Consider the following 26,081-nt stretch of genomic DNA (forward strand, 5'->3'; position numbering starts at 1 on the left):
CGCGGAGCGGAGGCGGACCCCGGCGGATCCGGCTGCTTCTTCTCCGGGGCTGCGCCCGGATGCGAGGACGGAACGGAGATCCCCGATCGACCGGGCGGAGGGTGGCCGGAGCGGGGCGGCCGTACGCGGGCGGGTAGCCGAGGGCCGTCGAGCCGTCGTTCGCAGTCGTCTTCCCGGTCGTCGTTCCTCCTCCTCGGCGTGCGGGGCGGCGTCCTCGGTCCACTCGACCACGGACTGGTCGGGCACGGAGAGCAAGCGTGCCGTCGCGCCCGACGCGGCGGGGACCCGGGCCCCTGAGCGGTGGAGAACGGGCCGCTCCGATCCCTGGCGAGGAGCCTCGGCCGCTCCTCAGAACAGGTCCGAGAAGCCCATCGCGACGAGGTTCGCGTGCGAGGTCCGCAGGCAGTCGAGCGCGCTCCGCCCGTAGCGCTCGTCCTGCTCGACGAGGAGATGGTCGACGCCGAGCGCGAGGCTCGTCCCGATGATCCCCGGGAAGTCGAGGTTTCCCTCCCCCACCTCGGCGAACTGCACGTTCGAGGTGAAGGCGTGCACGGACCACCCGCCGGACATGTCGGCGGGCGGCCCGACCCGGTAGTCCTTCAGGTGCACCAGGGCGACGCGCTCCCCGTACCGGCGCAGCGTCGTCACGGGATCGAGCCCGCCCCGCTGCACCCAGTGCACGTCGAGCTCGAGCCCCAGCAGCGGAGCCCGGTCGGCGACGACGTCGAGCAGGAGGCGGCCGCCGTGCCGCGCGAACTCGTGGTGGTGGTTGTGGAGCAGCAGCCGCAGCCCGTCGTCGCGGAGCCTCGCCGCGGCGGCCTGGCAGCGGTCGGCGAAGTCGAGCAGAGCGGCCGGCGAGGCCGCCGCGGAGGCGGGCAGCATGCCGATCCGGACCGTGCGCGTGCCGAGCGCGCGGGCGTCGGCGACGATCCCGGCGAGCCCGCCCTCGAGCGCGGCGCCCGGGGAGTCCCCCGGTGCCAGGCCCGCCGAGATCGCCGCGATCTCGACGCCGAGCTCGTCCCGCGCCCGCTGCAGCTCGGCCATGGTGGCCGCCGTCAGCGGGATCTGCGAGATCTCCACCGACCGGTAGCCGATCGCTCGGACCTCCCGGAGCGTCGCGAAGGCGCCCGCCGAGGCGAACGCGTCCTTCAGCATCATCGCCTGCACGCCGATCCTGGTCACGGCAGTCCTCCCGGTCGCGGTGGGGGCCGGCGTCTCCGCGGCCCGGAACGCCCTCGACGGTAGAGGCGCGCCTCCGATCTTGTCAATCGGTTGCCAATACGCGTATGGTCGTGGCACGGCGGCGCTCCTGCCCGCCGGTTCCCGACGACGAGAACGAGGCACGCACCGTGACCACCGCACCCGCGACCCCCGCACCCGCGAACCCCGCACCCTGGACCCTCTCCGGCTTCGGCGACGAGATCGACCCCGACCCGGTCGTCCAGGTCGCCGTCCTCCGAGCGCTCGGCGCGCACAGCATCGAGGTGCGCAGCGCCTGGGGCCGGAACGTCGTCGACCTCGACGACGAGCGCCTCGCCCGCCTGGCCGCCGTGCTCGAGCGCGGCGGCCAGTCCGTCTCGGCCGTCGCCTCGCCCATCGGCAAGGTCGACGTCGCCCTCGACCCCGAGCTCGAGGTGGCGCGCCTCGACCGCGTCATCCGCGCCGCGCACGCCCTCGGCACGCCGAGCATCCGCGTCTTCTCGTTCTACCGGGGCGAGGGAGTGCCGGTCGAGAGCATCCGCGACGACGTCCTGCTGCGCATGCGCAGACTCGCCGATCGAGCCGAGCGCGAGGGCGTGGTGCTGCTGCACGAGAACGAGAAGGACATCTACGGCGACGTCCCCGAGCGGATCCTCGACCTGGTCGAGTCCGTCGGCTCGCCCGCCCTGCGCCTCGCCTGGGACAACGCGAACTTCGTGCAGTGCGGGGTGCGGCCCTTCGACGACGGCTGGACGGCGCTGCGGCCCTACGTCGACTACCTGCAGGTGAAGGACGCGGTGGCCGCGACCGGCACCGTGGTGCCCGCCGGCGAGGGCGACGGCCAGCTGCGCGAGACGCTCACCGCCCTGCGCGACGACGGCTGGACGGGCGTCGCCTCGCTGGAGCCGCACCTCGCGATCACGGACGCCCTCGGCGGATTCTCCGGCCCCGAGTCGTTCGGAGTGGCCGCTCGGGCCTTCCGGGGGCTCGCCTCCTCGCTCGGGATCGACCTGCGATGACCGTCCGCGCGGCGGTGATCGGCTGCGGCGACATATCCTCCGTCCACCTCGCGGCGATCGGCACCGCACCCGGCGCGGAGCTGGTGGCGGTCTGCGACACCGACCCGGGCCGGCTCGCCGCGGCCGCCGAGAGGCACGCGGTGCCGGGCTTCCCCGAGGCGGTCCGGATGCTCGACTCCGTCCGCCCCGACGTCGTGCACGTCTGCACTCCGCACAGCACGCACGCCGCGCTGGCGGTCGCGGCCCTGGACCGCGGCGTCGCGGTGCTCCTCGAGAAGCCGCTCGCCTCCTCCGTCGCCGAGGGCGAGCAGGTGATCGCCGCGGCCGAGCGGGGCGGGGCGCGCATCGGCGTCTGCTTCCAGAACCGCTACAACCCGCCCGTGCAGCGCCTCCGCGAGCTGCTGGCGTCCGGCTCCCTGGGTGCCGTGACGGGTGCGGCCGCGACCGTGCTCTGGCACCGCACTCCCGGCTACTACCTCGACCGCCCCTGGCGCGGGATGCGGGCCGAGGGCGGCGGCGGGATGCTGATGAACCAGGCGATCCACACCGTCGACCTCCTGCAGTGGCTCCTCGGCGAGGTGGTCGCGGTGAGCGGCTCCGCCTCCACGCGCCTGCTGCCGATCGAGGTCGAGGACACCGCCGACCTGGTGCTCACCCACGCCTCCCGCGCGCGCAGCGTCCTCTACGCGACCGTGGCGAACGCGTGGGACGAGCCGGTCGAGCTCCGCCTGCGCACCGAGCGCGCCATCGTCTCGCTGCGCGGTGCCCTCACCGTGCGGCGCGACGACGGATCCGTCGAGGTCGTCCCGGACACGGAGCGCCGATCCGGCGGGCGCTCGTACTGGGGCGCCTCGCACGAGCTGCTCGTGCACGACTTCTACGCCCGCCTCGGCGAGGACGAGCCCTTCTGGATCTCGCCCCGCGAGGCGGCGAGGTCGCTCGCTATCGTCCAGGCCGCCTACGCCCCGAGCGCGCCCGCGCGGATCCCCCATTCCACCCCGAACGAAGGACTCCTCCCATGACCACCGTCCGCCTCGGCATCATCGGATTCGGCGCCCAGGGCTCCTCCTACGCCCGCTTCCTCGCCGACGGCAGGGTGCGCGACCTCGTCGTCACCGCCGTCGCCGACGTCGACCCCGCCCGGGAGGCGGCGGCCGCCGCGCTCGCGCCCGGAGCGTCCTTCCACGCCGACCACCGCTCCCTCCTCGCGAGCGGAGAGGTCGACGCCGTCGTCGTCTGCACTCCGCACTACCTCCACCCCGGGATCGGCATCGACGCTCTCGAGCACGGGCTGCACGTGCTGGTCGACAAGCCGGCGGGCGTCTACGCCGCGCAGGTGGCGGAGCTGAACGAGGCCGCCGCCGCCCGTCCCGGTCAGCGCTTCGCGATCATGTTCAACCAGCGGGCGAACCCGCTCTACCGCCGGCTCAAGGAGGTCGTCGACGAGGGCGGGATCGGCCGGATCCTGCGCTCGAACTGGATCATCACGACCTGGTGGCGGCCGCAGGCCTACTTCGACCAGAGCGCGTGGCGCGCGACCTGGGGAGGCGAGGGCGGAGGCGTCCTGGTCAACCAGGCGCCCCACCAGCTCGACCTGTGGCAGTGGCTGTGCGGAGTGCCGGAGTCGGTGGTCGCGAAGGCCGGCTACGGGCGGTGCCGCGACATCGCAGTGGAGGACGAGGTGACGGTGCTCGCCGACTTCGGCGGGGGCACGACCGGCGTGCTGGTCACCACGACGCACGACCCGATCGGCACCGACCGCCTCGAGATCATCGGCGACCGCGGCCGGATCGTCGTCGACGACTCCCGGGTCGCGACGATCACCCGGCTGAACGCCCCCGAGCGCGAGGTCAGCGCCGCCCTCAGCGCCGAGGACGTGGGCCTCCTGCTCGGCGGTCGCTACGACACCGCGGGCCTCTCCACGACGGAGCGGATCGAGTCGGCGTCGGTCTGGGGCGAGCAGCACACGGCCGTCCTGCAGGACTTCGCGGACAGCATCCTGCACGGCACGCCGCTGCTCGCACCCGGGGCGGAGGGGATCCTCGGGGTCCGGCTCGCCAACGCCATCCACTACTCGAGCTGGACGGGACGCGAGGTACCGCTCGACCTCGACGAGGGCGTGTTCCTGGCGGCGCTCAACGAGCGCATCCGCGAGGAGGGGGCGTTCCCGGAGCGGAGCTGACGGGGCGGAGCCGTGCGGACCCGCGCTGGACGGGGCCGGAGCGGTGGGCGGCAGGCCGGCGACGGCGGCCTGCCGGAGCGCGGGCTCCCCGATCCGGCCCGACCCGGACGCGAGCGACGGGCCGGGCGGGCTTCTCGGCCCTGTGGCAGCATGGGCGGCGGACGGCGCCCCGTCCGCCGCCGTGCCCCTCGAGAGAAGACCGCGATCGTGCCCAGCGAAGACGCGCCCACCGGCCCCTCCGCCGCGAGACGCCGCGGCCGCTCCGCGACGACGATCTACGACGTCGCCCGACTCGCCGGCGTCGCCCCCTCCACCGTCTCGCGCGGGCTGAGCACGCCCGGACGGCTGAACGCCGCGACCGAGCAGCGGATCCGCGCCGCCGCCAAGGAGCTGGGCTACCGGCTCAACCCGATGGCGCGCGCACTGCCGACGGGCCGCACCTCGACCCTCGGGCTGCTGGTGGCCGACATCACCAACCCGGCCTTCTTCCCCGCCGTGCGCGGAGCGGAGCGGGCGGCGTCGCACCGCGGCTTCACGATGATCCTCGCCGAGTCGCAGGAGTCCGGGGAGCGCGAGGCCGAGGCGGCCGACCGCATCGCCGCCTCCACCGACGGGCTCGTCCTCGTCAGCACCCGCCTCAGCGACGAGGAGATCATCGCGCTGGCCGGGCGCATCCCCGTCGTCGTCCTCAACCGCGTGGTCCCCGGCGTCGCGGGGATCGTGCCCGATCTCGCCCCCGGGATCGACGCCGCGCTCGACCACCTCGCGGCCCTCGGCCACCGCTCCCTCGCCTTCATCGCCGGTCCGCCCGACTCGTGGATGAGCGCCGCGCGATGGGAGCTCCTCCTCGACCGCGCTCCGCAGCGGGGCATGACGGTCGTCGAGATCGGGCCGGGCGTCTCGACCCTCGAGGGCGGGAGGAGCGCGCTCGCGAGGGTGACCGCCTCCGGCGTCGGCGCGGTGATCGCCTACAACGACCTGGTCGCCATCGGACTGATGCGCGCGGCTCAGGAGTCGGGCGTCGCGATCCCGGAGCAGCTCAGCATCATCGGCTTCGACGACATCTTCGGGAGCGACTTCACCTCGCCGCCGCTGTCGACCATCAGCGCACCGCTGGGCCGGATGGGCGAGCGGGCGGTCCGCCGGGTGCTCGGCGACGAGGAGCCTCCGGAGCGGGCCGACGACCTGCCGACGGAGTTCGTCCCGCGCGCCTCGACGGGACCCCGCCGCGACTCCTGACCCCGGTCCGCGCCCCGGCGCGCCAACCGGTGCGACAGCCTTGGCAATCGGTTGACACTCCTTCGCACCCATACTTGGATGGCCCCGTGCCGACGAAGCTGCTGAACGATCCCGACCGACTCCTGCCGATCGACCCGACGACCCGGGCGATCGCCCGCGACCTCCACGCGAGCGTCGCCGACCTGCCGATCCTCTCCCCGCACGGGCACGTGGATCCGCGCCTCCTGCTCGAGGACCGCCCGTTCGCCGACGCGGCCGAGCTCTTCCTCCGGCACGACCACTACGTCACCCGTCTGCTCCACTCCGCCGGGATCGACCTCGGCGATCTCGGCATCCCCGGAGGCGAGCGCCTCGCCGGCCCGGAGGAGGTGTGGCGCACGTTCTGCGCGCACTGGCGGATCTTCGCGGGAACCGCCTCGGGCTACTGGCTCCAGTCGATCCTCGCCGAGCAGTTCGGCATCACCGAGCAGCCCGACGCCTCCACCGCCGACGCCCTCTTCGCGGCGATCGGGGCCCGGCTGGCGTCCGACGCCTTCCGCCCGCGGGCGCTCTTCGAGCGGTTCGGGATCGAGGTGCTGGCGACGACCGACGATCCGCTGGACGACCTGGCCGTCCATCGGGCTCTGGCGGAGGATCCGGCGTTCCCGGGCCGCGTGCTGCCGACCTTCCGCCCCGACGCCTACCTCGATCCCTCCACCCCCGGCTGGCCCGAGCGCGTCGCCGCCCTGGCCGCCGCCACCGGAACGAAGGAGTCCAGCTTCCCCGGATTCCTCGAGGCCCTCCGCGCCCGGCGCCGGTACTTCCTCGACCACGGTGCCGTCTCCGCCGACCACGGAGTGCTGGAGCCGCTGACCGTCGACCTCGACCCCGCCGAGGCGCAGTCCCTCTTCGCCCGCGCCCGCGCCGGCACGATCGACGCCGAGGGCAGCCCCGTCCTCGCCGCCCACCTGCTGCTGCAGTCCGCCCGCATGAGCGTCGACGACGGCCTGGTGATGACCGTCCACGCCGGCGTGCTGCGCAACCACGATCGGCCGACCTTCGAGCGCTTCGGCCCCGACACCGGCCACGACATCCCCGTCGCGACCCGGTTCGCCGAGCCCCTCCGCCCGCTGCTGCAGGAGCTCGGCAACGCACCGGGCTTCCACCTCGTCCTCTTCGGGATCGACGAGAGCACCCACTCGCGCGAGCTCGCTCCCCTCGCCGGCTACTACCCGTCGGTGTTCCTCGGAGCGCCGTGGTGGTTCCTCGACGCGCCCGACGCGGTGCTGCGCTTCCGCGCCGCCGTGACGGAGACCGCCGGCTTCTCTCGGAGCTCCGGCTTCATCGACGACACCCGCGCGTTCCTCTCCATCCCGGCCCGTCACGACATGGCGCGGAGGGTGGACGCGGCGTTCCTCGCGCGCCTGGTCGCCGAGGGGCGCATCGACTCCGAGACGGCGAGCGCCGTCATCCTGGACCTCGTCGACTCCCAGCCGCGGAAGGTCTTCAAGCTGTGAGCGGGCACGGCGGAGGAGGCGCGCTCGATCGCGCGTCCGCGGGCCTGCCGGCGGCTCCCGTCCGCATCGTCCACCTCGGCCTCGGCGCCTTCCACCGAGCGCACCAGGCCTGGTACACGCACGCCGTCGACGACGACCACGAGTGGGGCATCGCCGCATTCACCGGCCGGAGCCCCCGCGCGGCCGAGGAGCTCGCCGCGCAGGACGGCCTGTTCACGCTGATCGAGCGCGGACCGGAGGGCGACTCGGCGACGGTCGTGGGCAGCATCGTCGAGGCGGTCGACGGCGCGGACGTCGCGCGTCTCGTCGAGCTCGTCGCGGCTCCGGCGACGGCGATCGTCACGCTGACGATCACGGAGGCCGGGTACCGTCTCGCCGCGGACGGCGGCCCCGACCTGGACGACCCCGCCGTCCGGAGCGACCTCGCCGCCCTCCGATCGGGAGGAGCGCCGACGACCGCGCTCGGCCGCCTCCTCCTCGGCCTCACCGCCCGGCGCGACGCCGGCTCCGGCCCGCTCGCCGTCGTCCCCTGCGACAACCTCTCCGGCAACGGCCCTCTCGTGCGCCGTGGGCTGCTCCTGCTCGCCGAGCGGCTCGACCCGTCGCTCGCCGACTGGATCGACCGCACCGTCTCGTTCGTGTCGACCTCCGTCGACCGGATCACCCCGGCGACCACGGCGGCGGACCGGGAGGCGGAGGCCGAGCTCACCGGCATCAGCGACGCCGCGTCCGTCGTGACCGAGCCTTTCCGCGACTGGGTCCTCTGCGGCGGCTTCCCCGCCGGCCGGCCCGCCTGGGAGCGCGCCGGAGCCCGCTTCGTGGACGACATCGAGCCCTTCGAGCGGCGCAAGCTGCGACTCCTCAACGGCGCGCACACGCTCCTCGCCGCCACCGGCCGCCGGCGGGGCCGCGCCACCGTCGCGGAGGCGATCGCCGACCCCGCCTGCCGGAGCGCCGTCGAGGCGTTCTGGGCGGAGGCGGCGGCCGGCCTCCCCGCCGGTCTCGACGCGGACGCCTACTGCGCCGCCCTCCTCGGGCGCTTCGGCAACCCCCGGATCGAGCACCGCCTCGAGCAGATCGGCGCCGACGCGACCGCCAAGCTCCGCATCCGGATCGCGCCCGTGCTCCTCGCCGAGCGCGCGGGCGGACACGACGGAGCCGCCTCCCTCCGTGCCGCCGCCGACTGGATCGCGCTGCTGCTCCAGGGCGACCGCCTGCCCGACGCGCAGCGCCCCGCCCTCGACCGCGCCCTCGGCTCCGCCCGGCCCGTCGAGGCACTGCTGCGGCTCGTCGACCCGCGCCTCGCCGACGACCCGGCCCTCGTCGCCGCGGTCGCCGCTCAGGCGGCCTAGACCTCCACCCCGCCCCTCCGCGCGGCGCCTTCCGGCGCCGTCGGCAACCGATTGCCACCCTCGCACCGTCTCGATGCGGCGCGGATCCCCGACGGGTCCGCGCCCGGGTAAAGGAGCCCGCATGATCCCCCGCACCACCGCGCCCGGAGCGCCCGCCGCTGAGAAGCTCTCGAAGCTGAGCATCGTGGGCTACGGCGCCGGCGACACGGCGAACAACCTCGCCTTCACCACCGCCACGATGTTCCTGCTCGTCTACTACACCGACGTCGCCGGGATCTCCGCGGCCGCGGCGGGCACGCTGCTGCTCGTCGTGCGGATCTTCGACGCGTTCGCCGACGTCTTCGCCGGCCGGGTCGTGGACCGCACCTACAGCAGGCGCTTCGGCAAGTTCCGGCCCTTCCTGATGTTCGGGTCGGTCCCGCTCCTGCTGCTCTCGGCCGCGACCTTCTCCGTCCCGCAGATCGGCGAGAGCGGAACCCTGCTCTACGCCTACCTGAGCTATGCCGCGCTCGGCCTCGCCTACAGCCTCGTCAACATCCCCTACGGCTCGCTCGCCGGAGCGATGACGCAGGTCGGCACCGAGCGCGCGAAGCTCGCCAGCGCCCGCGCCATCGGCGGCGCGATCGTGGGGGCCGGGCTCGGCACCTTCATGGCCCCGCTGGTCGTCCCCGGCGCCGATCTGCAGTCGCTCTTCTCGATCGTCACGCTGAGCTTCGTCGTCGTCGGCTCCGCGCTCTACCTCTTCACGATCCTGACCGCGAAGGAGCGCGTCCAGCGCGACGTCGCGCACGTCACGTTCCGTCAGAGCATGACGACCCTCCGCTCCAACCGGCCGCTGCTCTTCCTCTGCCTCAGCTCGTTCCTGTTCCTCACCGGGACGCTCGCGCTCCAGACCGTGCAGCTCTACTACCTGCGCGACGTGCTCGGATCGGTCCAGCTCTACGCCGCGATGTCGCTGATCCAGCTCGCCCTGACCTTCGGACTGGCCGCCCTCGTCCCGACGATCGTGCGGCGGTTCGGCAAGCGCAACGCCTACATGGCCGGAGTCGGGGTCCTGATCAGCGGCGGAACGGTCGTCTTCCTCGCCCCGGGCGACGCGGTGGCGGTCGGCTTCGGCGGACTGGTCCTCGCCTACGTCGGCATCCAGCTCGTCAACATGCTCGTCTGGGCGATCGAGGCCGACACCGTCGAGTACGGGGAGTGGAAGACCGGCATCCGCTCCGAGGGCACGATCTACGCCCTGTTCTCCTTCACCCGCAAGACCGGCCAGGCGGTCGGAGGCGCCCTCGCCGCGTACGCGCTGGCCTGGGGCGGCTACGTGGCCGGCGCCGCGGAGCAGAGCGAGCACGCCGAGTGGGGCATCCGCGCCGCCGCCGGCCTCATCCCGGCCGTCGCGGCCCTGCTCGCGGTGCTGATCATGGCGTTCTACCCGCTGACCGACCGCCGGCACGCGCAGATCGTCGCCGAGATCGCCGAGCGCCGCGAGAGCACGGGTCAGGCCGCGCCCGTGGCGCCCGGCCTCTCGACCGCCGCGTTCTCGATGGACCGCGCTCCCGGCCGGAACCCCTGACCCGATCCCCCACCACGAAAGGCATCCCATGAAGATCGACAAGGCCGAGGTCGTCGTCACCAGTCCCGACCGCAACTTCGTCACCCTCAAGCTCACGACCGACGACGGGCTGACCGGCCTCGGCGACGCGACCCTCAACGGCCGCGAGCTCGCCGTGGTCTCCTATCTCGCCGACCACGTCGTGCCGCTGCTCCTCGGCCGCGACGCCTCGCGCATCGAGGACACCTGGCAGTTCCTCTACCGGTCGTCCTACTGGCGCCGCGGGCCGGTCACGATGGCGGCGATCGCGGCGGTCGACACCGCCCTCTGGGACATCAAGGGCAAGGCCGCGGGCATGCCGCTCTACCAGCTGCTCGGAGGCGCATCCCGCACCGGCCTGCTCGCCTACGGCCACGCGTCCGGGCGGACGGACGCGGAGCTGTTCGACAGCATCCGCGAGCACCAGGAGCAGGGGTACCGCGCGATCCGCGTGCAGACCGCGGTGCCGGGACTGACCTCGATCTACGGCATAGCCTCCAACGCCGTCCTCGAGGGCAACGCCGGCGTGCGCTACGACCACGAGCCGGCGCAGCGCGGCGGCCTGCCGACCGAGGAGGACTGGGACACCCGCGCCTACCTGCGCCACGTCCCCCGCGTCTTCGAGGCCGTCCGCAACGAGTTCGGGCCGGGGCTCCCCCTCCTCCACGACGGCCACCACCGGATGACGCCGATCCAGGCCGCGGCCCTCGGCAAGTCCCTCGAGCCGTACGACCTCTTCTGGCTCGAGGACTGCACGCCCGCCGAGAACCAGGAGGCCCTCCGCCTCGTCCGGCAGCACACCACCACGCCCCTGGCGATCGGCGAGGTCTTCAACACCGTCTGGGACTACCAGCTCCTCATCCGCGAGCAGCTGATCGACTACATCCGGAGCGCGGTCACGCACACCGGAGGCGTCTCCCACCTCCGGAGGATCCTCGACCACGCCGCGCAGTACCAGATCAAGTCCGGGATGCACGGACCCACCGACGTCTCCCCGGTGGGAATGGCGGCCGCGATGCACCTGGGCCTGGCGATCCACAACTTCGGGATCCAGGAGTACATGAAGCACGGCGAGCGGACCGACAGCGTCTTCCAGCAGTCGTTCACCTGGAGCGAGGGACGGCTGCACCCGGGCGACGCCCCCGGTCTGGGCGTGGAGCTCGACGTCGACGCCGCCGGGAAGTACCCCTACGTGCGCGCGTACCTGCCCTTCAACCGCCTCGCCGACGGCACCGTCCACGACTGGTGACCTGCCCGGCGATCCCGGCCCGTCGAGGGAGCCACGGCCAGCGGGCCCCCTCGACGGTCCGGGGTTCCCCCGCTGAGCAGAGGCCGGTCAGGGCACGAAGCGGTAGCCCATGCCGGCCTCGGTCAGCAGGTGCCGCGGATGCGCGGGGTCGGGCTCGAGCTTCTTGCGCAGCTGCGCGAGGTAGAGGCGCAGGTAGCCGGTGTCGGTGACGTGCGCGGGGCCCCAGATCTCGGCCAGCAGCGAGCGACGGGTGACCAGCTTGCCGGCGTTGCGGATGAGGATCTCGAGCACCTGCCACTCCGTCGGAGTCAGCCGCACGGAGACGCCGTCCCGCGTCGCGCTCTTGGCCACCAGGTCCACGGTGACCTCGCCGATCACGACCAGCGGCTCGCCGTCGGCCGGCTGCACCCGCCGAGAGAGGGCTCGGATGCGCGCGAGCACCTCGTCCATCGAGAACGGCTTGGTGACGTAGTCGTCCGCGCCGGCGTCGAGCGCGCCCACCTTGTCGGCCGCGCCCGTCCGCCCCGACACCACCAGGATCGGCGCGCTCGTCCAGCCGCGCAGTCCGTGGATGACCTCGACCCCGTCGAGCCGGGGCATGCCGAGGTCGATCATGTAGAGGTCCGGATGCTCGTCCACCGCGCGGTTGATCGCCTCGGTGCCGTCGCCGGCCGTCACCACGTCGTATCCGCGGGCGGTGAGCGTGATGCGCAGGGCGCGCAGGATCTGCGGGTCGTCGTCGGCGATCAGGATCTTCATGCGGCTCCTCCGGAGTCCTCGTGCGGGGCGGCGCCCGACCCGCCGTCGTGCGGAGCGGCAGGAGCGACGTGAGCCGCAGGAGCAGCGGCAGCAGTCTCCTTCGCCAGCGGCAGCGTCACCACCATCGTCAGCCCGCCCCCCGGAGTGTCCTCCGTCTCGAGCGTGCCGCCCATCCCCTCCGTGAACCCCTTCGAGAGCGCGAGGCCGAGGCCCAGGCCCGTCAGGTTGTCGTCGTCGCCGAGTCGCTGGAACGGCACGAAGATCTCGGCGCGGCGCTCCTCGGGCACCCCGGGGCCGTGGTCGACGATCCGCAGCTGCGCGCTCCCGCCGAAGGCGCTGGCGGCCACGCGCACCCGGGTGCCGGACGGCGCGTAGCGGACGGCGTTCGCGAGCAGGTTGACCACGACGCGCTGCAGCAGCACCGCGTCGGCGAGCAGCGCCGGGCCCTCGGGATCGAGGTCGAGGTCGACCTCGCCGGGACCGAGACCGAGCTCGTCGAGCGCGGGGAGCACCACGTCGGCGGCGTCGAGCGGAGCGAGCGCCACCGCGAGCGCCCCCGCCTCCAGCCGCGTCACGTCGAGCAGGTCGGTGACCAGCGCGGCGAGCACGGTGAGGCTCTCGTCGGCGGTGGCGAGCAGCTCCTCCCGGTCGCGCTCGCTCCAGACCACCTCGGGCGAGCGCAGTCCGCTGACGGCCGCGGTGGCCGCGGCGAGGGGCCGGCGCAGGTCGTGGCTGACGGCCGAGAGCAGGGCGCTGCGCACCCGGTCGGTCTCGGCCAGCGGAGCGAGGGAGCTGGCCGTCTCGCTGAGAGCCGCGTTCTCGAGCACCGAGTCCAGCTGGGCGGCGACGACCTGGAGCAGTCGCCGCTCACTCCCCTCCAGCTCGCGGCCGTGCAGCTCGAGCACCGCGCCCTCGCCCACCGCGATGCGTGCGGGATCGCCCTCCGGCTGCGGCTCGCCGTCGGCCGCGACGAGCTCGCCGCCGCGCAGCAGCCGCACGCCGGTCAGCCCGAACGCCTCGCGCGAGCGCTCGAGGATCGCCTGCAGCGCCCCCTGCCCGCGGATCACGCCACCGGCGATCGTCGCCAGCAGCTCCGACTCCGCCCCCGACCGCTTGGCGGCCCGCGCCCGCCGGGCCGCGCGGTCGACCACGGCGCTGACGAGCGCCGCGTTGAGCACGTAGAGCACCAGCGCCAGCGCGTGCAGAGGCTCGTCGACGGTGATCGTGTAGAGCGGATCGACGAAGAAGAAGTCGAGGGTCAGCCCCGAGAGCACGGCCGCGAAGAGGGCCGGCCAGAGCCCGCCGACCAGCGCGACCACCACCACCAGCAGCTGGTACGAGAGCACGTCGCTCGTGATCGACTCGTCGCTGCGGAGGCTCGAGAGCAGCCAGGTCACCAGCGGGCCGCCCACGAGGGCGAGTGCCAGTCCCAGGAGGCGGCGCCGCAGCGTCAGGGCGCCGTCGAGCCTCGGCAGCACCGCGGTGCGCCCGGCGGCGGAGTGGCTGACGATGTGCACGTCGATGTTGCCGGACTCGCGGATCACCGTCGACGCCGTGCCGGGCGTCAGCGCCGAGGCGAGACGGCCCCGCCTGCTCACGCCGATCACCAGCTGCGTCGCGTTCACCGAGCGGGCGAACTCGACCAGCGTGCGCGGCACGTCCTCGCCGACCACCTGGTGGTAGCTGCCGCCGAGCTTCTCGACCAGCACCCGCTGCGCCTCGAGCACGTGCGGCCGGGGAGTGCGGAGGCCGTCGGGGGTCACCACGTGCACGGCGAGCAGGTCGCCCCCGGAGGCGCGGGCCGCGATCCGCGCGCCGCGCCGCAGCAGGGTCTCCCCCTCCGGCCCGCCGGTGAGGGTCACGACCACGCGCTCGCGCGCCTCCCAGGTGCTGTCGATGCCGTGCTCGACGCGGTAGTCGCGCAGCGCGCTGTCGACCTCGTCGGCGAGCCAGAGCAGCGCGAGCTCGCGCAGGGCGGTCAGGTTGCCGAGCCGGAAGTAGTTGGACAGCGCCGCGTCGATGCGCTCGGGCGGGTAGACCCGGCCGTCGGCGAGGCGGTCGCGCAGCGCCTGGGGCGCCAGGTCGACGACCTCGATCTGGTCGGCGGCGCGGAGGACCGCGTCCGGGATCGTCTCGCGCTGCGGCGCTCCGGTGATCGCGTGCACGACGTCGTTGAGCGACTCGATGTGCTGGATGTTCACGGTCGAGAAGACGGTGATGCCGGCGTCGAGGAGCGTCCTGACGTCCTCCCAGCGCTTCTCGTGCCGGGAGCCGGGGGCGTTGGTGTGCGCGAGCTCGTCGACCAGCGCGACGTCGGGCCGGCGGGCGAGCACCGCGTCGAGGTCCATCTCGTCGAGCAGCACACCGCGGTGCTCGACGGCCCTCCTCGGCACGACCTCCAGCCCCTCGACCATCGCGGCGGTGGCGGAGCGGCCGTGCGTCTCGACCACGGCCACCACGACGTCGCGGCCCTCGGCGGCGAGCCGGCGGCCCTCCTCGAGCATCGTGTAGGTCTTGCCCACTCCGGGCGCGGCTCCGAGGAGCACGCGCAGGCGGCCCTTCGTCATGCTCCCGGCCTCCCCTCGTGCTCGCGGCTCCGGGGCGTCCCGGGCTCGCGGGACCGGCGTCGATCCGCTCGATCGGACGGTCCCGACGAGCCGATCGCGATTCTACGAGCCGGAGGCGCCACCGGAGCGGTCACAGCCGCGCGAGAGCGGCGTTGAGCTCGAGCACGTCCACCGTCGGCTCGCCGAGGTACCCGAGCTCGCGGCCCGCGGTGTGCTCGTCGACCAGCGCGCGCACGGCGCTCACGTCGAGCCCGCGGGCGGCGGCGACGCGGGGCGCCTGCAGCTGCGCGTAGGCGGGGCTGATCGCGGGGTCGAGCCCCGAGGCGGAGGCGGTCAGCGCATCGGCCGGAACCGCGGCCGGGTCGACGCCCTCGAAGGCCGCGATCGCGGCCCGGCGCTCCTCGACGGACGCGACCAGGTCGGCGTTCTCGGGGCCGAGGTTGCTGCCGGTCGAGGCCGCAGCGTCGTAGCCCGCGGCGGAGGGACGCGACTGGAACCACTCCGGCAGGGGCGCTCCGTCGGCGTCCGTGAACGACTGGCCGATCAGCGACGAGCCGATCACCGCGCCGTCCTGGCGCAGCAGCGAGCCGTTCGCCTGGGCGGGCAGGGCGAGCTGCCCGATCCCGAGCACGGCGAGCGGGTACGCCGCTCCCAGCAGCACGGTGAGCACGATCATCGCGCGCAGCGCGACACCGTAGGGACGGAACATGGTCTCTTCTCTCTGTCTTCGGTGGTCGGGACGGGCGGGTCAGAAGCCGGGGATCGCGGCGACGATCAGGTCGACGAGCTTGATCCCGAGGAACGGAGCGATCACTCCGCCCAGCCCGTAGACCAGGAGGTTGCGGCTGAGGATGCGCGAGGCGGCGACCGGGCGGTACGCCACTCCCCGCAGCGCGAGCGGGATCAGCACGACGATCACCAGCGCGTTGAACACGATCGCCGAGAGGATCGCCGAGGCCGGCGAGTGCAGCTGCATCACGTTCAGCACCGCGAGCCCGGGGAAGACCCCCGCGAACATCGCCGGGATGATCGCAAAGTACTTCGCCACGTCGTTCGCGGTCGAGAACGTGGTGAGCGCGCCGCGGGTGATCAGCAGCTGCTTGCCGATCCGCACGATGTCGATGAGCTTGGTGGGGTCGGAGTCGAGGTCGACCATGTTGCCCGCCTCCTTCGCCGCCGAGGTGCCGGTGTTCATCGCCACGCCCACGTCGGCCTGCGCGAGGGCCGGGGCGTCGTTGGTGCCGTCGCCGGTCATCGCGACCAGCGCGCCGCCCTCCTGCTCGCGCCGGATCAGGGCGAGCTTGTCCTCGGGGGTCGCCTCGGCGAGGTAGTCGTCGACTCCCGCCTCCGCCGCGATCGCCTTCGCGGTCAGCGGGTTGTCGCCCGTGATCATCACGGTGCGGATGCCCATCGCGCGCAGCTCCGAGAAGCGCTCGGCGAGCCCGTCCTTCACCACGTCCTTCAGGTGCACGACGCCGAGCAGCCGGGCGCCGTGGGCGTCCTTCACCGCGACGACCAGGGGCGTGCCGCCGCTCTCCGAGACGCCGTCGACGAGCACCGTGAGGCGCGCCGCGACCGCGGACGGCAGCGGCCCCTCCTCCTCCACCCAGGCGCGCACGGCCGAGCCGGCGCCCTTGCGGATGGAGGAGCCGTCGGGGAGGTCGAGCCCGCTCATCCGGGTCTGCGCGGTGAACGGCACCACGGCGGCCTGAGCGGGCTCGACGGCGGGGCGGCCCGAGTCGCCCGCGAGGTCGACGATCGACTTCCCCTCGGGCGTCGGGTCGCTGAGCGAGGAGGAGGCGGCTGCGTCGACGAGGGCGGCCTGCGCCACTCCGTCGAGGGGGAGGAACGCCACCGCGCGGCGGTTGCCGTAGGTGATCGTCCCCGTCTTGTCGAGCAGGAGCGTCGTGACGTCGCCCGCCGCCTCCACGGCCCGGCCGGACATCGCGAGCACGTTGCGCTGCACGAGCCGGTCCATGCCGGCGATGCCGATGGCCGAGAGGAGGGCGCCGATGGTGGTCGGGATGAGGCAGACGAGCAGCGCGACCAGCACCGGGACGCTCACGGAGGCTCCCGCGAACGAGGCGATCGGGTTCAGGGTCAGCACGACCACGACGAACACGATCGAGAGGCTCGCCAGGAGGATGTCGAGCGCGATCTCGTTCGGCGTCTTCTGCCGCGACGCGCCCTCGACCAGGCCGATCATCCGGTCGACGAAGGTCTCGCCCGGCCGCGAGGTGATGCGCACCACGATCCGGTCCGAGAGCACTCGCGTGCCGCCCGTCACCGCGCTGCGGTCGCCCCCGCTCTCGCGGACGACCGGTGCCGACTCGCCCGTGATCGCCGACTCGTCGATGGAGGCGATGCCCCAGACGATGTCGCCGTCGCCGGGGACGAGGTCGCCCGCCTCCGCCACGACCACGTCGCCCAGCTGCAGCTCGGCCGAGGAGACCTCGACCAGGCGGGCCGACAGGGCGGAGGGTTCCCCTGGGTCGTAGTCCGTCACGCGCCGGGCCGGAGTGCTGGTGCGGGTGGCGCGCAGGCTCTCGGCCTGGGCCTTGCCGCGGCCCTCGGCCACCGACTCCGCGAGGTTCGCGAACACCACGGTGAGCCAGAGCCAGATCGCGATGCCGCCCGTGAAGGTGACGGGCACCGTCGATCCGCCCGACTCCTCCGGCCCCCCGAGGAACGGCTCGGCGATCGCCAGCACCGTGGTCAGCACGGCGCCGACCTCGACGATGAACATCACGGGGTTGCGCCACATCAGGCGCGGATCGAGCTTGCGCAGCGCTCCGGGGAGGGCGGCGGCGAGCTGGCGCGGCCCGAGGGAGGCGCGGGTGGGGCGCGCGGGTTCCGCGGGGGCCTCGGTCAGTGCAGTGGTCATCGGAGTCGCAGTCCTTCCGCCAGGGGGCCCAGCGCGAGTACGGGGAAGTAGGTGAGCGCGGTCACGACGACCGTGACGCCCACGAGGAGGCCGACGAACTGCGGCCGGTGGGTGGGCAGCGTGCCGGCGCTGGAGGGCACCGGCGACTGCGCCGCGAGCGAGCCGGCCAGGGCGAGCACCAGCAGGATCGGGAGGAAGCGGCCGAGGAGCATCGCGACGCCGAGCGCCGTGTTGAGCCAGGGCGTGTTCGCCGTCAGCCCCGCGAACGCCGAGCCGTTGTTGTTGGACGCGGAGGTGAAGGCGTAGAGCACCTCCGAGAGCCCGTGCAGCCCGGGGTTCAGGATCGACGTGCTCTCCACGTCCACCCGCACCGCCGGGATCGCGAAGCTCAGGGCCGTGCCGGCCAGCACGAGCGTCGGCGTCACGAGGATGTAGAGGCTCGCGAGCTTGATCTCGCGCGGGCCGAGCTTCTTGCCCAGGTACTCGGGCGTCCGGCCGACCAGCAGCCCGCCGACGAACACGGCCAGCACCGCGAGCACGAGCATCCCGTAGAGGCCCGAGCCGACGCCGCCGGGGGCGACCTCGCCGAGCATCATGTTGAGCATCGGCAGCATGCCGCCGAGCGCGGTGAAGGAGTCGTGCATCGCGTTGACGGCGCCGGTCGAGGTGAGCGTCGAGGCGGTCGCGTAGAGGGCGGAGCCGGCGATGCCGAAGCGCGTCTCCTTGCCCTCCATCGCGGCTCCGGCGGCCTGCGCCGCGGATCCTCCGCCCGCCGCCTCCAGCGCGGTGAGGGCCGCGAGCGACACGACGAAGATCGTCGCCATCGCCGCGAGGATCGCGCGGCCCTGCCGCACGTCGCCGACCATCCGGCCGAAGGTGCGCGGCAGCGAGAACGGGATCGCGAGGATCAGCACGATCTGCAGCAGCGACACCCACGCCGAGGGGTTCTCGAACGGATGCGCGGAGTTGGCGTTGAAGTAGCCGCCGCCGTTGGTGCCGAGCAGCTTGATCGCCTCCTGCGAGGCCACCGCGCCGCCCGGGATGCTCTGCTCGCCGCCGGTGAGCGTGGTCACCGTCAGCGGGCCGTTCAGGTTCTGGATCACGCCGCCCGCGATCATCACGACCGCCGCCACCACCGCGAGGGGCAGCAGGAGGCGCAGCGTGCCGCGCACGAGGTCGACCCAGAAGTTGCCGAGCGTTCCGGAGGAGCGGCGCGCGAATCCGCGGATCAGCGCCACCGCCACGGCCAGGCCCACGGCCGCCGAGACGAAGTTCTGCACGGCGAGGCCGCCGAGCTGCACCGCGAAGCCGAGGGTCGCCTCCGGGGAGTAGGACTGCCAGTTGGTGTTGGTGACGAACGAGACGGCGGTGTTGAACGCCAGCCCCTCCGGCACCGCGGGCAGCCCGAGGGAGCCGGGCAGGACCGCCTGGAGGCGCTGCATCCCGTAGAGCAGGAGCACGCCGACGAGCGAGAAGGCCAGCACGGCCCGGAGGTAGGCGCGCCAGCTCTGCTCGCCCGCGGAGTCGACGCCGATGAGGCGGTAGACGCCGCGCTCGAGGGCGAGGTCGCGCGTCGAGGTGTAGACGCGGAACATGTGGTCGCCGAGGGGGCGGTGGAGGAGGGCGACGGCCAGGCCGACGGTCGCGACCTGGAGGACGGCGAGGAGCGGATCCATCAGAAGCGCTCCGGTCGGATCAGGGCCGCGACGAGGTAGACGACGGCGGCGAGCGCCAGCACGGCCGCGAGGGCGTCGAAGACGATCACCGGCCCGCCTCCTTCTCGCGGGTCCCGCGGGTCGCCGAGGGGGGCGGTCCGCCCAGCCGCTCGACCCCCTTCGCGGCGAGAGCGATGAGCGAGAAGAGGGCGAGCACGCCGAGGAGGTAGGCGAGGTCGAGCACGGAGGACTCCATCCGGGGAGCGGACGACGCCCGGGACCGGACGCCTGCCGGGAAGCGGCACAGGAAGCGATGCAACACCTCGCGGGGGCCCCTCGGAGCGGTCCTCACGGTTCCCCTACGGCCCGGCCCGGAGTCCTCGCGTTTCCCTCACGCGGACGGCGGCGGGCGCCCGGCGGAGGGGCGCGAGCCGGGCGGGAGCCGGGCGGGAGCCGAGCGGTGAGAGCGTTCTCTCCCAGCAACGGCGGGGGTCGACGTCCCGAAGATCACATTTCGGCATCGCCTGGACAAATTCGCCGCCCGCGCTTTACTCCCCCCGATCGAAGGAATATGTTCTCTCCGTGGACAAAGCCCCTCGGGGCTCTCCCGCCCTCCCGGGCGACGACACGACGACGTGCGCCACACGTGCACGCCTCTTGTCGTCCTCTCCCTCGGACACTGCTTTCAGAGAGGAATGCACTCCATGAAGTTCTCCCGCGGCATCACCACGCTGGCCGCCGCCGGCATCATCTCCCTCGGCCTCGCGGCCTGTTCCGCGAGCCCCGCCAACTCCGGAGGCGCCGCTGCCGGCGCCGGCGCGGAAGGCGACTGCACCGTCGGCATCTCGATGCCCACGCGCAGCCTCGAGCGCTGGATCAACGACGGCGAAGGCCTCCAGTCGCAGCTCGAGGGCGACGGCTGCACCGTCGACCTCCAGTACGCCGACAACAAGACCGATCAGCAGATCTCGCAGATCCAGAACCAGATCGCCGGCGGCTCCAAGATCCTGGTCATCGCCGCGATCGACGGCGAGGCGCTCGCGCCCGTCCTCGCCGAGGCGAAGAAGCAGAACGCCACCGTCATCGCCTACGACCGTCTCATCAACGGCACCGCGGACGTCGACTACTACGCGACCTTCGACAACTACAAGGTCGGCCAGCTCCAGGGCCAGTACATCGAGTCGACCCTCGACCTGAAGAACGCCGCGGGCCCCTTCACCCTCGAGCCCTTCGCCGGCAGCCCCGACGACAACAACGCGAAGTTCTTCTTCTCCGGCGCGTGGGACGTCCTGCAGCCCTACATCGAGAGCGGCAAGCTCACCGTCCCCTCGGGCAAGTCGCCCGCGTCGGACGACGACTGGGCCTCGATCGGCATCCAGGGCTGGGCCTCCGACAAGGCGCAGTCCGAGATGGACAACCGCCTCTCGTCGTTCTACACCGGAGGCCAGAAGGTCGACGTCGTGCTCTCCCCCAACGACAGCCTGGCCATCGGCATCGAGGCCTCGCTGAAGTCGGCCGGCTACACCCCCGGCGCCGACTACCCGGTCATCACCGGCCAGGACGCCGACAAGGCCAACGTCAAGGCGATCCTCGCCGACGAGCAGTCCATGACGGTCTGGAAGGACACCCGCACCCTCGGCGACCGCGTCTTCCAGATGGTGCAGTCGATCGTCGCGGGCGAGGAGCCCGAGGTCAACGACACCGAGACCTACGACAACGGCGAGAAGGTCGTCCCGTCCTACCTGCTGGAGCCGCAGGTCGTCACGAAGGACGACGTCCAGTCGGTCCTCGTCGACTCCGGCTTCCTCAAGGCCGGCGACGTCGGACTCTGATCCGTCGGGCGGGGGCGGGGAGGAGCGATCCTCCCCGCCCCCGCCTCCCCGTCCGCACACCACTCCCCCCCAACGAAGTGAGGCCCTGTTGGCCAGTCCCATCCTCATCATGCGCGACATCGTCAAGGAGTTCGGCGGCGGCGTCCGCGCCCTCGACGGCGTCTCGCTCTCGGTCCAGCCCGGCGAGGTCCACGCCATCTGCGGCGAGAACGGCGCCGGCAAGTCGACCCTGATGAAAGTCCTCTCCGGCGTGTACCCGTACGGCAGCTTCGAGGGCACCATCGAGTTCGAGGGCGAGGAGGCGCAGTACCGGTCGATCAACGACAGCGAGGCCGACGGCATCGTGATCATCCACCAGGAGCTCGCCCTCAGCCCCTACCTCTCCATCGCCGAGAACATCTTCCTCGGCAACGAGAAGTCGACCCGCGGCGTCATCAACTGGAACGCGACCAACGCGGAGGCGGCCAAGCTGCTCGCCCGCGTCGGCCTCGCCGAGAGCCCCGCGACCAAGATCCTCGAGCTCGGCGTCGGCAAGCAGCAGCTCGTCGAGATCGCCAAGGCCCTCGCCAAGGAGGTGAAGCTCCTCATCCTCGACGAGCCCACCGCCGCCCTCAACGACGAGGACAGCGACCACCTGCTCGGCCTGATCGACCAGCTCCGCAAGCAGGGCATCACCTGCATCATCATCAGCCACAAGCTGAAGGAGATCCGCGCCATCGCGGACACCGTCACGATCATCCGCGACGGCCGCACCATCGAGAGCTTCCCGATGGCCGGCGAGGAGGCGTCCGAGAGCCGGATCATCCGCGCGATGGTCGGACGCGACCTCAACAGCATGTTCCCGCCGCGCGACCCGCAGATCGGCGAGGAGAAGCTGCGCGTCGAGAACTGGACGGTCCACCACCCGGTCGACATCAACCGCGTGGTCGTCGACGACGCCTCCTTCACCGTCCGCGCCGGCGAGATCGTCGGCTTCGCGGGCCTGATGGGTGCCGGACGCACCGAGCTCGCGATGAGCATCTTCGGGAGGAGCTACGGCACCGGCATCTCCGGCCGCGTCTACAAGGACGGCAAGGAGATCCAGACCCGCACCGTCGACGAGGCGATCCGCAACGGCCTCGCCTACGCGACCGAGGACCGCAAGCGCTACGGGCTCAACCTCATCGGCGACATCACCGTCAACGTCTCGGCCGCCGCGCTCTCGCGCCTGGCCCGGCTCGGCGTGATCGACAAGCACCGCGAGTACAAGGTCGCCGACTCGTACCGATCGAAGATGAACATCAAGGCGCCGACCGTCTCGGCCGTCACGGGGAAGCTCTCCGGCGGCAACCAGCAGAAGGTCGTCCTCTCGAAGTGGATCTTCTCCGGTCCCGACGTGCTGATCCTCGACGAGCCCACCCGCGGCATCGACGTGGGAGCCAAGTACGAGATCTACGGGATCATCAACGAGCTCGCGGCCCAGGGCAAGGCGGTCGTCGTCATCTCGTCCGAGCTGCCCGAGCTGATCGGCCTCGCCGACCGCATCTACACCATCTCCGAGGGACGGATCACGGGCGAGATCGATCGCGCCGACGCCACCCAGGAGCACCTCATGCACTACATGACCGCCGGAAAGGAACAGGCCCGATGAGCGCCACGACCACCACAGCGCCGGCGGACACGCCCGCCAACACGCCCTCCACCCCGCCCAAGCGCTCGCGCCGGCTGAACATCAACCTCCGGCAGTACGGCATCCTCGCCGCGCTGGCCATCATCATCCTGCTCTTCCAGGTGCTGACCGGCGGGCGCCTGCTCCTGCCCGGCAACGTCAACAACCTGATCCAGCAGAACGCCTACGTGCTGATCCTCGCGATCGGCATGGTGATGGTCATCATCGCCGGCCACATCGACCTCTCGGTCGGCTCGGTCGTGGCGATGGTCGGCGCCATCTCGGCGATCGCGATGAACAACTGGGGCCTGCCCTGGTGGGCGGCCGTCGTCGTCGCCCTGGTCACCGGCGCCGCCGTCGGAGCATGGCAGGGCTTCTGGGTCGCCTTCGTCGGCATACCGGCGTTCATCGTGACCCTCGCTGGCATGCTGATCTTCCGCGGCTTCACCCTCGTCCTCCTCACCGGCGGAACGATCAACGGCCTCCCCACCGAGTTCACCGCGATCGGCGCCGGCTGGCTGCCGGGCGTCCTCGGCGGCATCGCCGGGCGCGACGCGCTCACCCTGGTCCTCGGCCTGATCGTCTGCGTCGTCCTCGTGGCCCAGCAGCTCCGCAGCCGCGCGACCCTCCGCCGCCTCGAGCTGCCCCGCGAGCCCATCGGCTCGCTGGTCGCGAAGTCGGCCATCGCCGTCATCGCGATCATGGCCCTCTCCTGGCTGCTCGCCGGCTACAGCGGAACCCCGATCATCCTGATCGTGCTCGCCGTGCTGATCCTCGCCTACAGCTTCGTGCTCGGCCGGACGGTCTTCGGCCGCCACATCTACGCGATGGGCGGCAACCTGTTCGCCGCGATGATGTCCGGCGTCAAGACGAAGTGGGTCAACTTCTTCATCTTCGTCAACATGGGCGCACTGGCCGGAGTCGCGGGCATCGTCAGCACCGCCCGCGCCGGCGGTGCGGTCGCCTCGGCCGGACAGAACTACGAGCTGGACGCGATCGCCGCGGTCTTCATCGGCGGCGCCGCCGTCCAGGGAGGCGTGGGCACCGTCGTCGGAGCCGTCATCGGCGGACTCGTGATGGGAGTGCTCAACATGGGCCTGTCCATCCTCTCGGTCGACGCGGCCTGGCAGATGGCGATCAAGGGCTTCGTGCTCCTGCTCGCGGTGGCGTTCGACATCTTCAACAAGCGCCGCGCCGGCGGCCGCTAGGCGAACGCCGGGCGCCGCCCAGCGGCGCTCCTCGTCCTTCTCTTCTACAGTTCTCGGGCGCGGCTTCTCCTCGGGGGAGCCGCGCCCGAGTGCATCCGAGACCCGTCGGGGTCCAGCGACAGGCAGGCGATCATGGCAGGAGCAGTCGGAGCCTCCAGCAACGCGCTGCTGCGCCGCACGAACCTCGCGAGCCTCGCGACCCTGGTGCACCGCTCCGGTCCCACCAGCCGCGCCGAGCTCGGCCGCCTCACCGGGCTGAACCGCTCCGCCGTCGCGAACCTCGTCGGCGAGCTGAGCGAGCTCGGCTGGGTGGCGGAGGAGACCACCGCGCCCGACGGCCGCATCGGCCGCCCCAGCGCCACCGTCGTCCCCGGCGACCGGTTCGCGGCCGTGGGCGTCCACCTCGACACCGACGCGATCATCGTCGGCCTCGTCGGGCTGCACGGCGAGCTGCTCCGCCGCGTCCGCTTCGACACCCCCAAGCCCGCGAGCCCGGCCACGGTGGTCCGCGTCGTCACCGGCATCGTCGAGGGCTTCCGCTCCGAGCGGGAGTCGCTGCGCACGCTGGTCGGCGCGGGCGTCGCCGTCCCCGGCCTCGTCCAGGCCGACTCCGGCTTCGTCCACCGCGCCCCGCACCTGGGCTGGCGCGACGTCGACCTCGCCACCCAGTTGAGCCGCGCCCTCGACCTCCCGGTCGCCGTCGGCAACGACGCGACCCTCGGCGCCATCGGCGAGTCCCTCTTCGGAGCCGCGCACGGCGTGGCCGACGTGGTCTACGTCACCGGCGGCGCGGGCGGCATCGGCGGAGGGGTCATCATCGGCGGCGTCCCGCTCCAGGGCTCCTCGGGGTTCGCGGCCGAGCTGGGCCACACCCTCGTCGCCACGAACGGCCGCCTCTGCGGCTGCGGCCGGCGCGGCTGCCTCGAGGCCGAGGTCCGGATGCGCTCCCTCCTCGACGTGCTCGGCGCCCGCGTCCTCGACCAGGACGAGCTCGACATCGCCCTGGGCACCTCCCGCGACCCCGCCGTCCTCGGCGAGGTCGCCCGCCAGGTCGACCTGCTCTCGGAGGGCCTGTCCACCTACATCAACCTCTTCAACCCCACCGCGGTCGTGCTGGGCGGCTTCCTCGGCTCGCTGCTCACCGTCGACCGCGAGCGCCTCGCCGCCCGAGTCTCGGCCCGGGCCCTGAGCGACCTCGCGCGCGGCGTGCGGATCGAGCGCGCGGCCCTGCGCTCGAGGCTGGAACTCGTCGGCGCCGCGGAGCTACCCTGGCGGCGGGCGCTGGCGGATCCCGCCGCCGTCACCGGGGGCGCACAGCCGCCGGGTGGGAGCAGCAGCCGCGAGGACGCTCTGGGCGCCCGGGCCTGACCCCGGCACTCGAGTGCCGGCACCGCGTCGAGGAGGACGAGCATGGCCGACTGGAACGACACGATCATCGAGGAGTTCCGCGCGAACGGCGGGACCGTGACCACGGGCGGCTTCGGGAGGAGCCTCGTGCTGGTGCACCATCGCGGCGCCCGCTCCGGTGAGGAGCGCGTGACTCCGCTGATGGCGCTGCACCCCTCCGACGACGTCTGGCTGCTCGCCGCGTCCGCCGCCGGTGCGCCGAAGCACCCCGCCTGGTTCCACAACACGATCGCCCACCCGGACCTGGCGATCGAGACCCCCGACGACGGCACCGTCGACGTCCGGGCGCGCGTCCTCGCCGGGGAGGAGCGCGACGCCGGCTGGGCCCGCTTCACGACCACCTCCGCCGGCTTCCTCGACTACGAGAAGCGCACCACCCGCACCATCCCCGTCGTGGAGCTCACCCGCCGCTGACCGCCGCTCGTCAGCGCAGCGGCACGGGCACCGTGTCCGGCGTGCTCCAGCTCAGCGCGATCCGCTCGCGGAAGCCGCCGCTGCGCAGCTCCGCCTCGAGCGCGTCGATCACCACGGGGAGCAGCGCGCGCCGCTCGATCAGCAGGTCGAGCACGAGCCGGTCGCCCGACGTCAGCAGCACCGGGCCCGATCCGGGCAGCACCGCGATCCACTGGCACTCCCCCACCTGCACGCTCCGGTGCCGGCGGAGGCGTCGGAGCAGCTCGGGCAGCGCCCGCGGATCGAGGGCGGACACGTCGGCACGGAGGGCGATCACTACGCGAGCGTGCCCGCGCCGGACGACCTTCCGCCGACCTCCCGGTGAACACCGCGCCTCCGCGGG

Annotated in this window: 22 protein-coding genes; 13 read left to right on the plus strand and 9 right to left on the minus strand. The window is 72.9% G+C overall.

Annotation, left to right across the window (positions count from 1 at the left end; all coding sequences use genetic code 11):
* Nucleotides 1-348 precede the first annotated feature (348 nt).
* Nucleotides 349-1,182 (minus strand): sugar phosphate isomerase/epimerase, encoded by an 834-nt coding sequence (locus tag C5B95_RS03805; protein ID WP_258059781.1) that lies wholly within the window; start codon nucleotides 1,180-1,182, stop codon nucleotides 349-351.
* A gap of 167 nt (nucleotides 1,183-1,349) precedes the next feature.
* Here C5B95_RS03805 and C5B95_RS03810 point away from each other — a divergent pair, with 167 nt between their 5' ends.
* The 8 genes from C5B95_RS03810 (at nucleotide 1,350) to manD (ending at nucleotide 11,325) form a co-directional block, all read left to right on the plus strand.
* Nucleotides 1,350-2,219 carry a sugar phosphate isomerase/epimerase gene (locus tag C5B95_RS03810; protein WP_258059782.1) on the plus strand — a complete coding sequence of 290 codons (870 nt, stop codon included), beginning with the start codon at nucleotides 1,350-1,352 and terminating at the stop codon, nucleotides 2,217-2,219.
* Nucleotides 2,216-3,241, plus strand: coding sequence for a Gfo/Idh/MocA family protein (locus C5B95_RS03815; protein WP_104348522.1), 1,026 nt, complete (start codon nucleotides 2,216-2,218; stop codon nucleotides 3,239-3,241). The genes C5B95_RS03810 and C5B95_RS03815 overlap by 4 nt, the downstream gene beginning before the upstream one ends.
* Nucleotides 3,238-4,401, plus strand: coding sequence for a Gfo/Idh/MocA family protein (locus C5B95_RS03820; protein ID WP_104266579.1), 1,164 nt, complete (start codon nucleotides 3,238-3,240; stop codon nucleotides 4,399-4,401). Before C5B95_RS03815 ends, C5B95_RS03820 begins: the two co-directional genes overlap by 4 nt.
* A 207-nt stretch (nucleotides 4,402-4,608) precedes the next feature.
* Nucleotides 4,609-5,640 (plus strand): LacI family DNA-binding transcriptional regulator, encoded by a 1,032-nt coding sequence (locus C5B95_RS03825; protein ID WP_181067990.1) that lies wholly within the window; start codon nucleotides 4,609-4,611, stop codon nucleotides 5,638-5,640.
* Between the two features lie 86 nt (nucleotides 5,641-5,726).
* Nucleotides 5,727-7,136 carry a glucuronate isomerase gene (gene uxaC / locus C5B95_RS03830; protein WP_104348524.1) on the plus strand — a complete coding sequence of 470 codons (1,410 nt, stop codon included), beginning with the start codon at nucleotides 5,727-5,729 and terminating at the stop codon, nucleotides 7,134-7,136.
* Nucleotides 7,133-8,488, plus strand: a complete 1,356-nt coding sequence (locus tag C5B95_RS03835; RefSeq protein ID WP_258059783.1) for a mannitol dehydrogenase family protein — start codon at nucleotides 7,133-7,135, stop codon at nucleotides 8,486-8,488. Before uxaC ends, C5B95_RS03835 begins: the two co-directional genes overlap by 4 nt.
* A gap of 121 nt (nucleotides 8,489-8,609) precedes the next feature.
* Nucleotides 8,610-10,058 carry a glucuronide transporter gene (uidB, locus tag C5B95_RS03840; protein WP_104348525.1) on the plus strand — a complete coding sequence of 483 codons (1,449 nt, stop codon included), beginning with the start codon at nucleotides 8,610-8,612 and terminating at the stop codon, nucleotides 10,056-10,058.
* Between the two features lie 28 nt (nucleotides 10,059-10,086).
* The gene (manD, locus tag C5B95_RS03845) at nucleotides 10,087-11,325 is read left to right on the plus strand and encodes a D-mannonate dehydratase ManD (protein WP_104222646.1); all 1,239 of its coding nucleotides are present in this window, start codon (nucleotides 10,087-10,089) and stop codon (nucleotides 11,323-11,325) included.
* Between the two features lie 87 nt (nucleotides 11,326-11,412).
* On the opposite strand, the gene C5B95_RS03850 is transcribed toward manD, so the two are convergent.
* From C5B95_RS03850 to C5B95_RS17375, 7 genes are all read right to left on the minus strand, one after another.
* A complete protein-coding gene (locus C5B95_RS03850) occupies nucleotides 11,413-12,084 on the minus strand; it encodes a response regulator (RefSeq protein WP_104222647.1) in 672 nt (223 codons plus the stop codon).
* Complete coding sequence (locus C5B95_RS03855) at nucleotides 12,081-14,651, minus strand: ATP-binding protein (RefSeq protein WP_104348526.1); 2,571 nt, start codon at nucleotides 14,649-14,651, stop codon at nucleotides 12,081-12,083. Before C5B95_RS03855 ends, C5B95_RS03850 begins: the two co-directional genes overlap by 4 nt.
* A gap of 130 nt (nucleotides 14,652-14,781) precedes the next feature.
* Nucleotides 14,782-15,360 (minus strand): K(+)-transporting ATPase subunit C, encoded by a 579-nt coding sequence (kdpC, locus tag C5B95_RS03860; protein ID WP_104222649.1) that lies wholly within the window; start codon nucleotides 15,358-15,360, stop codon nucleotides 14,782-14,784.
* 39 nt (nucleotides 15,361-15,399) lie between these two features.
* Nucleotides 15,400-17,535 (minus strand): potassium-transporting ATPase subunit KdpB, encoded by a 2,136-nt coding sequence (kdpB, locus tag C5B95_RS03865; protein ID WP_104348527.1) that lies wholly within the window; start codon nucleotides 17,533-17,535, stop codon nucleotides 15,400-15,402.
* Nucleotides 17,532-19,211 (minus strand): potassium-transporting ATPase subunit KdpA, encoded by a 1,680-nt coding sequence (gene kdpA / locus C5B95_RS03870; protein WP_104348528.1) that lies wholly within the window; start codon nucleotides 19,209-19,211, stop codon nucleotides 17,532-17,534. The genes kdpB and kdpA overlap by 4 nt, the downstream gene beginning before the upstream one ends.
* Complete coding sequence (gene kdpF, locus C5B95_RS03875; RefSeq protein WP_068209492.1) at nucleotides 19,211-19,300, minus strand: K(+)-transporting ATPase subunit F; 90 nt, start codon at nucleotides 19,298-19,300, stop codon at nucleotides 19,211-19,213. The genes kdpA and kdpF overlap by 1 nt, the downstream gene beginning before the upstream one ends.
* A complete protein-coding gene (locus tag C5B95_RS17375) occupies nucleotides 19,297-19,446 on the minus strand; it encodes a hypothetical protein (protein ID WP_167299012.1) in 150 nt (49 codons plus the stop codon). Before C5B95_RS17375 ends, kdpF begins: the two co-directional genes overlap by 4 nt.
* Nucleotides 19,447-19,894: 448 nt before the next feature.
* Here C5B95_RS17375 and chvE point away from each other — a divergent pair, with 448 nt between their 5' ends.
* The 5 genes from chvE to C5B95_RS03900 all read left to right on the plus strand — a co-directional run bounded on the left by chvE (nucleotide 19,895) and on the right by C5B95_RS03900 (nucleotide 25,699).
* Nucleotides 19,895-21,022, plus strand: a complete 1,128-nt coding sequence (chvE, locus tag C5B95_RS03880) for a multiple monosaccharide ABC transporter substrate-binding protein (RefSeq protein ID WP_374952918.1) — start codon at nucleotides 19,895-19,897, stop codon at nucleotides 21,020-21,022.
* 109 nt (nucleotides 21,023-21,131) lie between these two features.
* The gene (gene mmsA / locus C5B95_RS03885; RefSeq protein WP_104255654.1) at nucleotides 21,132-22,652 is read left to right on the plus strand and encodes a multiple monosaccharide ABC transporter ATP-binding protein; all 1,521 of its coding nucleotides are present in this window, start codon (nucleotides 21,132-21,134) and stop codon (nucleotides 22,650-22,652) included.
* Nucleotides 22,649-23,878, plus strand: coding sequence for a multiple monosaccharide ABC transporter permease (gene mmsB / locus C5B95_RS03890; RefSeq protein WP_104222654.1), 1,230 nt, complete (start codon nucleotides 22,649-22,651; stop codon nucleotides 23,876-23,878). The genes mmsA and mmsB overlap by 4 nt, the downstream gene beginning before the upstream one ends.
* 132 nt (nucleotides 23,879-24,010) lie before the next feature.
* A complete protein-coding gene (locus tag C5B95_RS03895) occupies nucleotides 24,011-25,246 on the plus strand; it encodes an ROK family transcriptional regulator (protein ID WP_104222655.1) in 1,236 nt (411 codons plus the stop codon).
* 42 nt (nucleotides 25,247-25,288) lie between these two features.
* Nucleotides 25,289-25,699 carry a nitroreductase/quinone reductase family protein gene (locus C5B95_RS03900; RefSeq protein ID WP_104348529.1) on the plus strand — a complete coding sequence of 137 codons (411 nt, stop codon included), beginning with the start codon at nucleotides 25,289-25,291 and terminating at the stop codon, nucleotides 25,697-25,699.
* Between the two features lie 10 nt (nucleotides 25,700-25,709).
* Here C5B95_RS03900 and C5B95_RS03905 read toward each other — a convergent pair whose 3' ends face one another.
* Nucleotides 25,710-26,015, minus strand: a complete 306-nt coding sequence (locus tag C5B95_RS03905; RefSeq protein WP_104348530.1) for a hypothetical protein — start codon at nucleotides 26,013-26,015, stop codon at nucleotides 25,710-25,712.
* Nucleotides 26,016-26,081: the final 66 nt, after the last annotated feature.

Origin of the sequence: Rathayibacter sp. AY1A7 (assembly GCF_002930845.1) — a bacterium.
In the GTDB taxonomy this organism is placed as follows: Bacteria; Actinomycetota; Actinomycetes; order Actinomycetales; family Microbacteriaceae; genus Rathayibacter.

What these genes read in the sequence shown, in the direction of transcription:
- chvE (WP_374952918.1), top strand. Translation starts at nt 19,895, where the DNA reads ATGAAGTTCTCCCGCGGCATCACCACGCTGGCCGCCGCCGGCATCATC.
- mmsA (WP_104255654.1), top strand. Translation starts at nt 21,132, where the DNA reads ATGCGCGACATCGTCAAGGAGTTCGGCGGCGGCGTCCGCGCCCTCGAC.
- mmsB (WP_104222654.1), top strand. Translation starts at nt 22,649, where the DNA reads ATGAGCGCCACGACCACCACAGCGCCGGCGGACACGCCCGCCAACACG.
- C5B95_RS03815 (WP_104348522.1), top strand. Translation starts at nt 2,216, where the DNA reads ATGACCGTCCGCGCGGCGGTGATCGGCTGCGGCGACATATCCTCCGTC.
- C5B95_RS03855 (WP_104348526.1), bottom strand. Translation starts at nt 14,651, where the DNA reads ATGACGAAGGGCCGCCTGCGCGTGCTCCTCGGAGCCGCGCCCGGAGTG.
- C5B95_RS03850 (WP_104222647.1), bottom strand. Translation starts at nt 12,084, where the DNA reads ATGAAGATCCTGATCGCCGACGACGACCCGCAGATCCTGCGCGCCCTG.
- C5B95_RS03895 (WP_104222655.1), top strand. Translation starts at nt 24,011, where the DNA reads ATGGCAGGAGCAGTCGGAGCCTCCAGCAACGCGCTGCTGCGCCGCACG.
- kdpB (WP_104348527.1), bottom strand. Translation starts at nt 17,535, where the DNA reads ATGACCACTGCACTGACCGAGGCCCCCGCGGAACCCGCGCGCCCCACC.
- kdpC (WP_104222649.1), bottom strand. Translation starts at nt 15,360, where the DNA reads ATGTTCCGTCCCTACGGTGTCGCGCTGCGCGCGATGATCGTGCTCACC.
- manD (WP_104222646.1), top strand. Translation starts at nt 10,087, where the DNA reads ATGAAGATCGACAAGGCCGAGGTCGTCGTCACCAGTCCCGACCGCAAC.
- C5B95_RS03820 (WP_104266579.1), top strand. Translation starts at nt 3,238, where the DNA reads ATGACCACCGTCCGCCTCGGCATCATCGGATTCGGCGCCCAGGGCTCC.
- C5B95_RS03900 (WP_104348529.1), top strand. Translation starts at nt 25,289, where the DNA reads ATGGCCGACTGGAACGACACGATCATCGAGGAGTTCCGCGCGAACGGC.
- kdpA (WP_104348528.1), bottom strand. Translation starts at nt 19,211, where the DNA reads ATGGATCCGCTCCTCGCCGTCCTCCAGGTCGCGACCGTCGGCCTGGCC.
- uidB (WP_104348525.1), top strand. Translation starts at nt 8,610, where the DNA reads ATGATCCCCCGCACCACCGCGCCCGGAGCGCCCGCCGCTGAGAAGCTC.
- C5B95_RS17375 (WP_167299012.1), bottom strand. Translation starts at nt 19,446, where the DNA reads ATGGAGTCCTCCGTGCTCGACCTCGCCTACCTCCTCGGCGTGCTCGCC.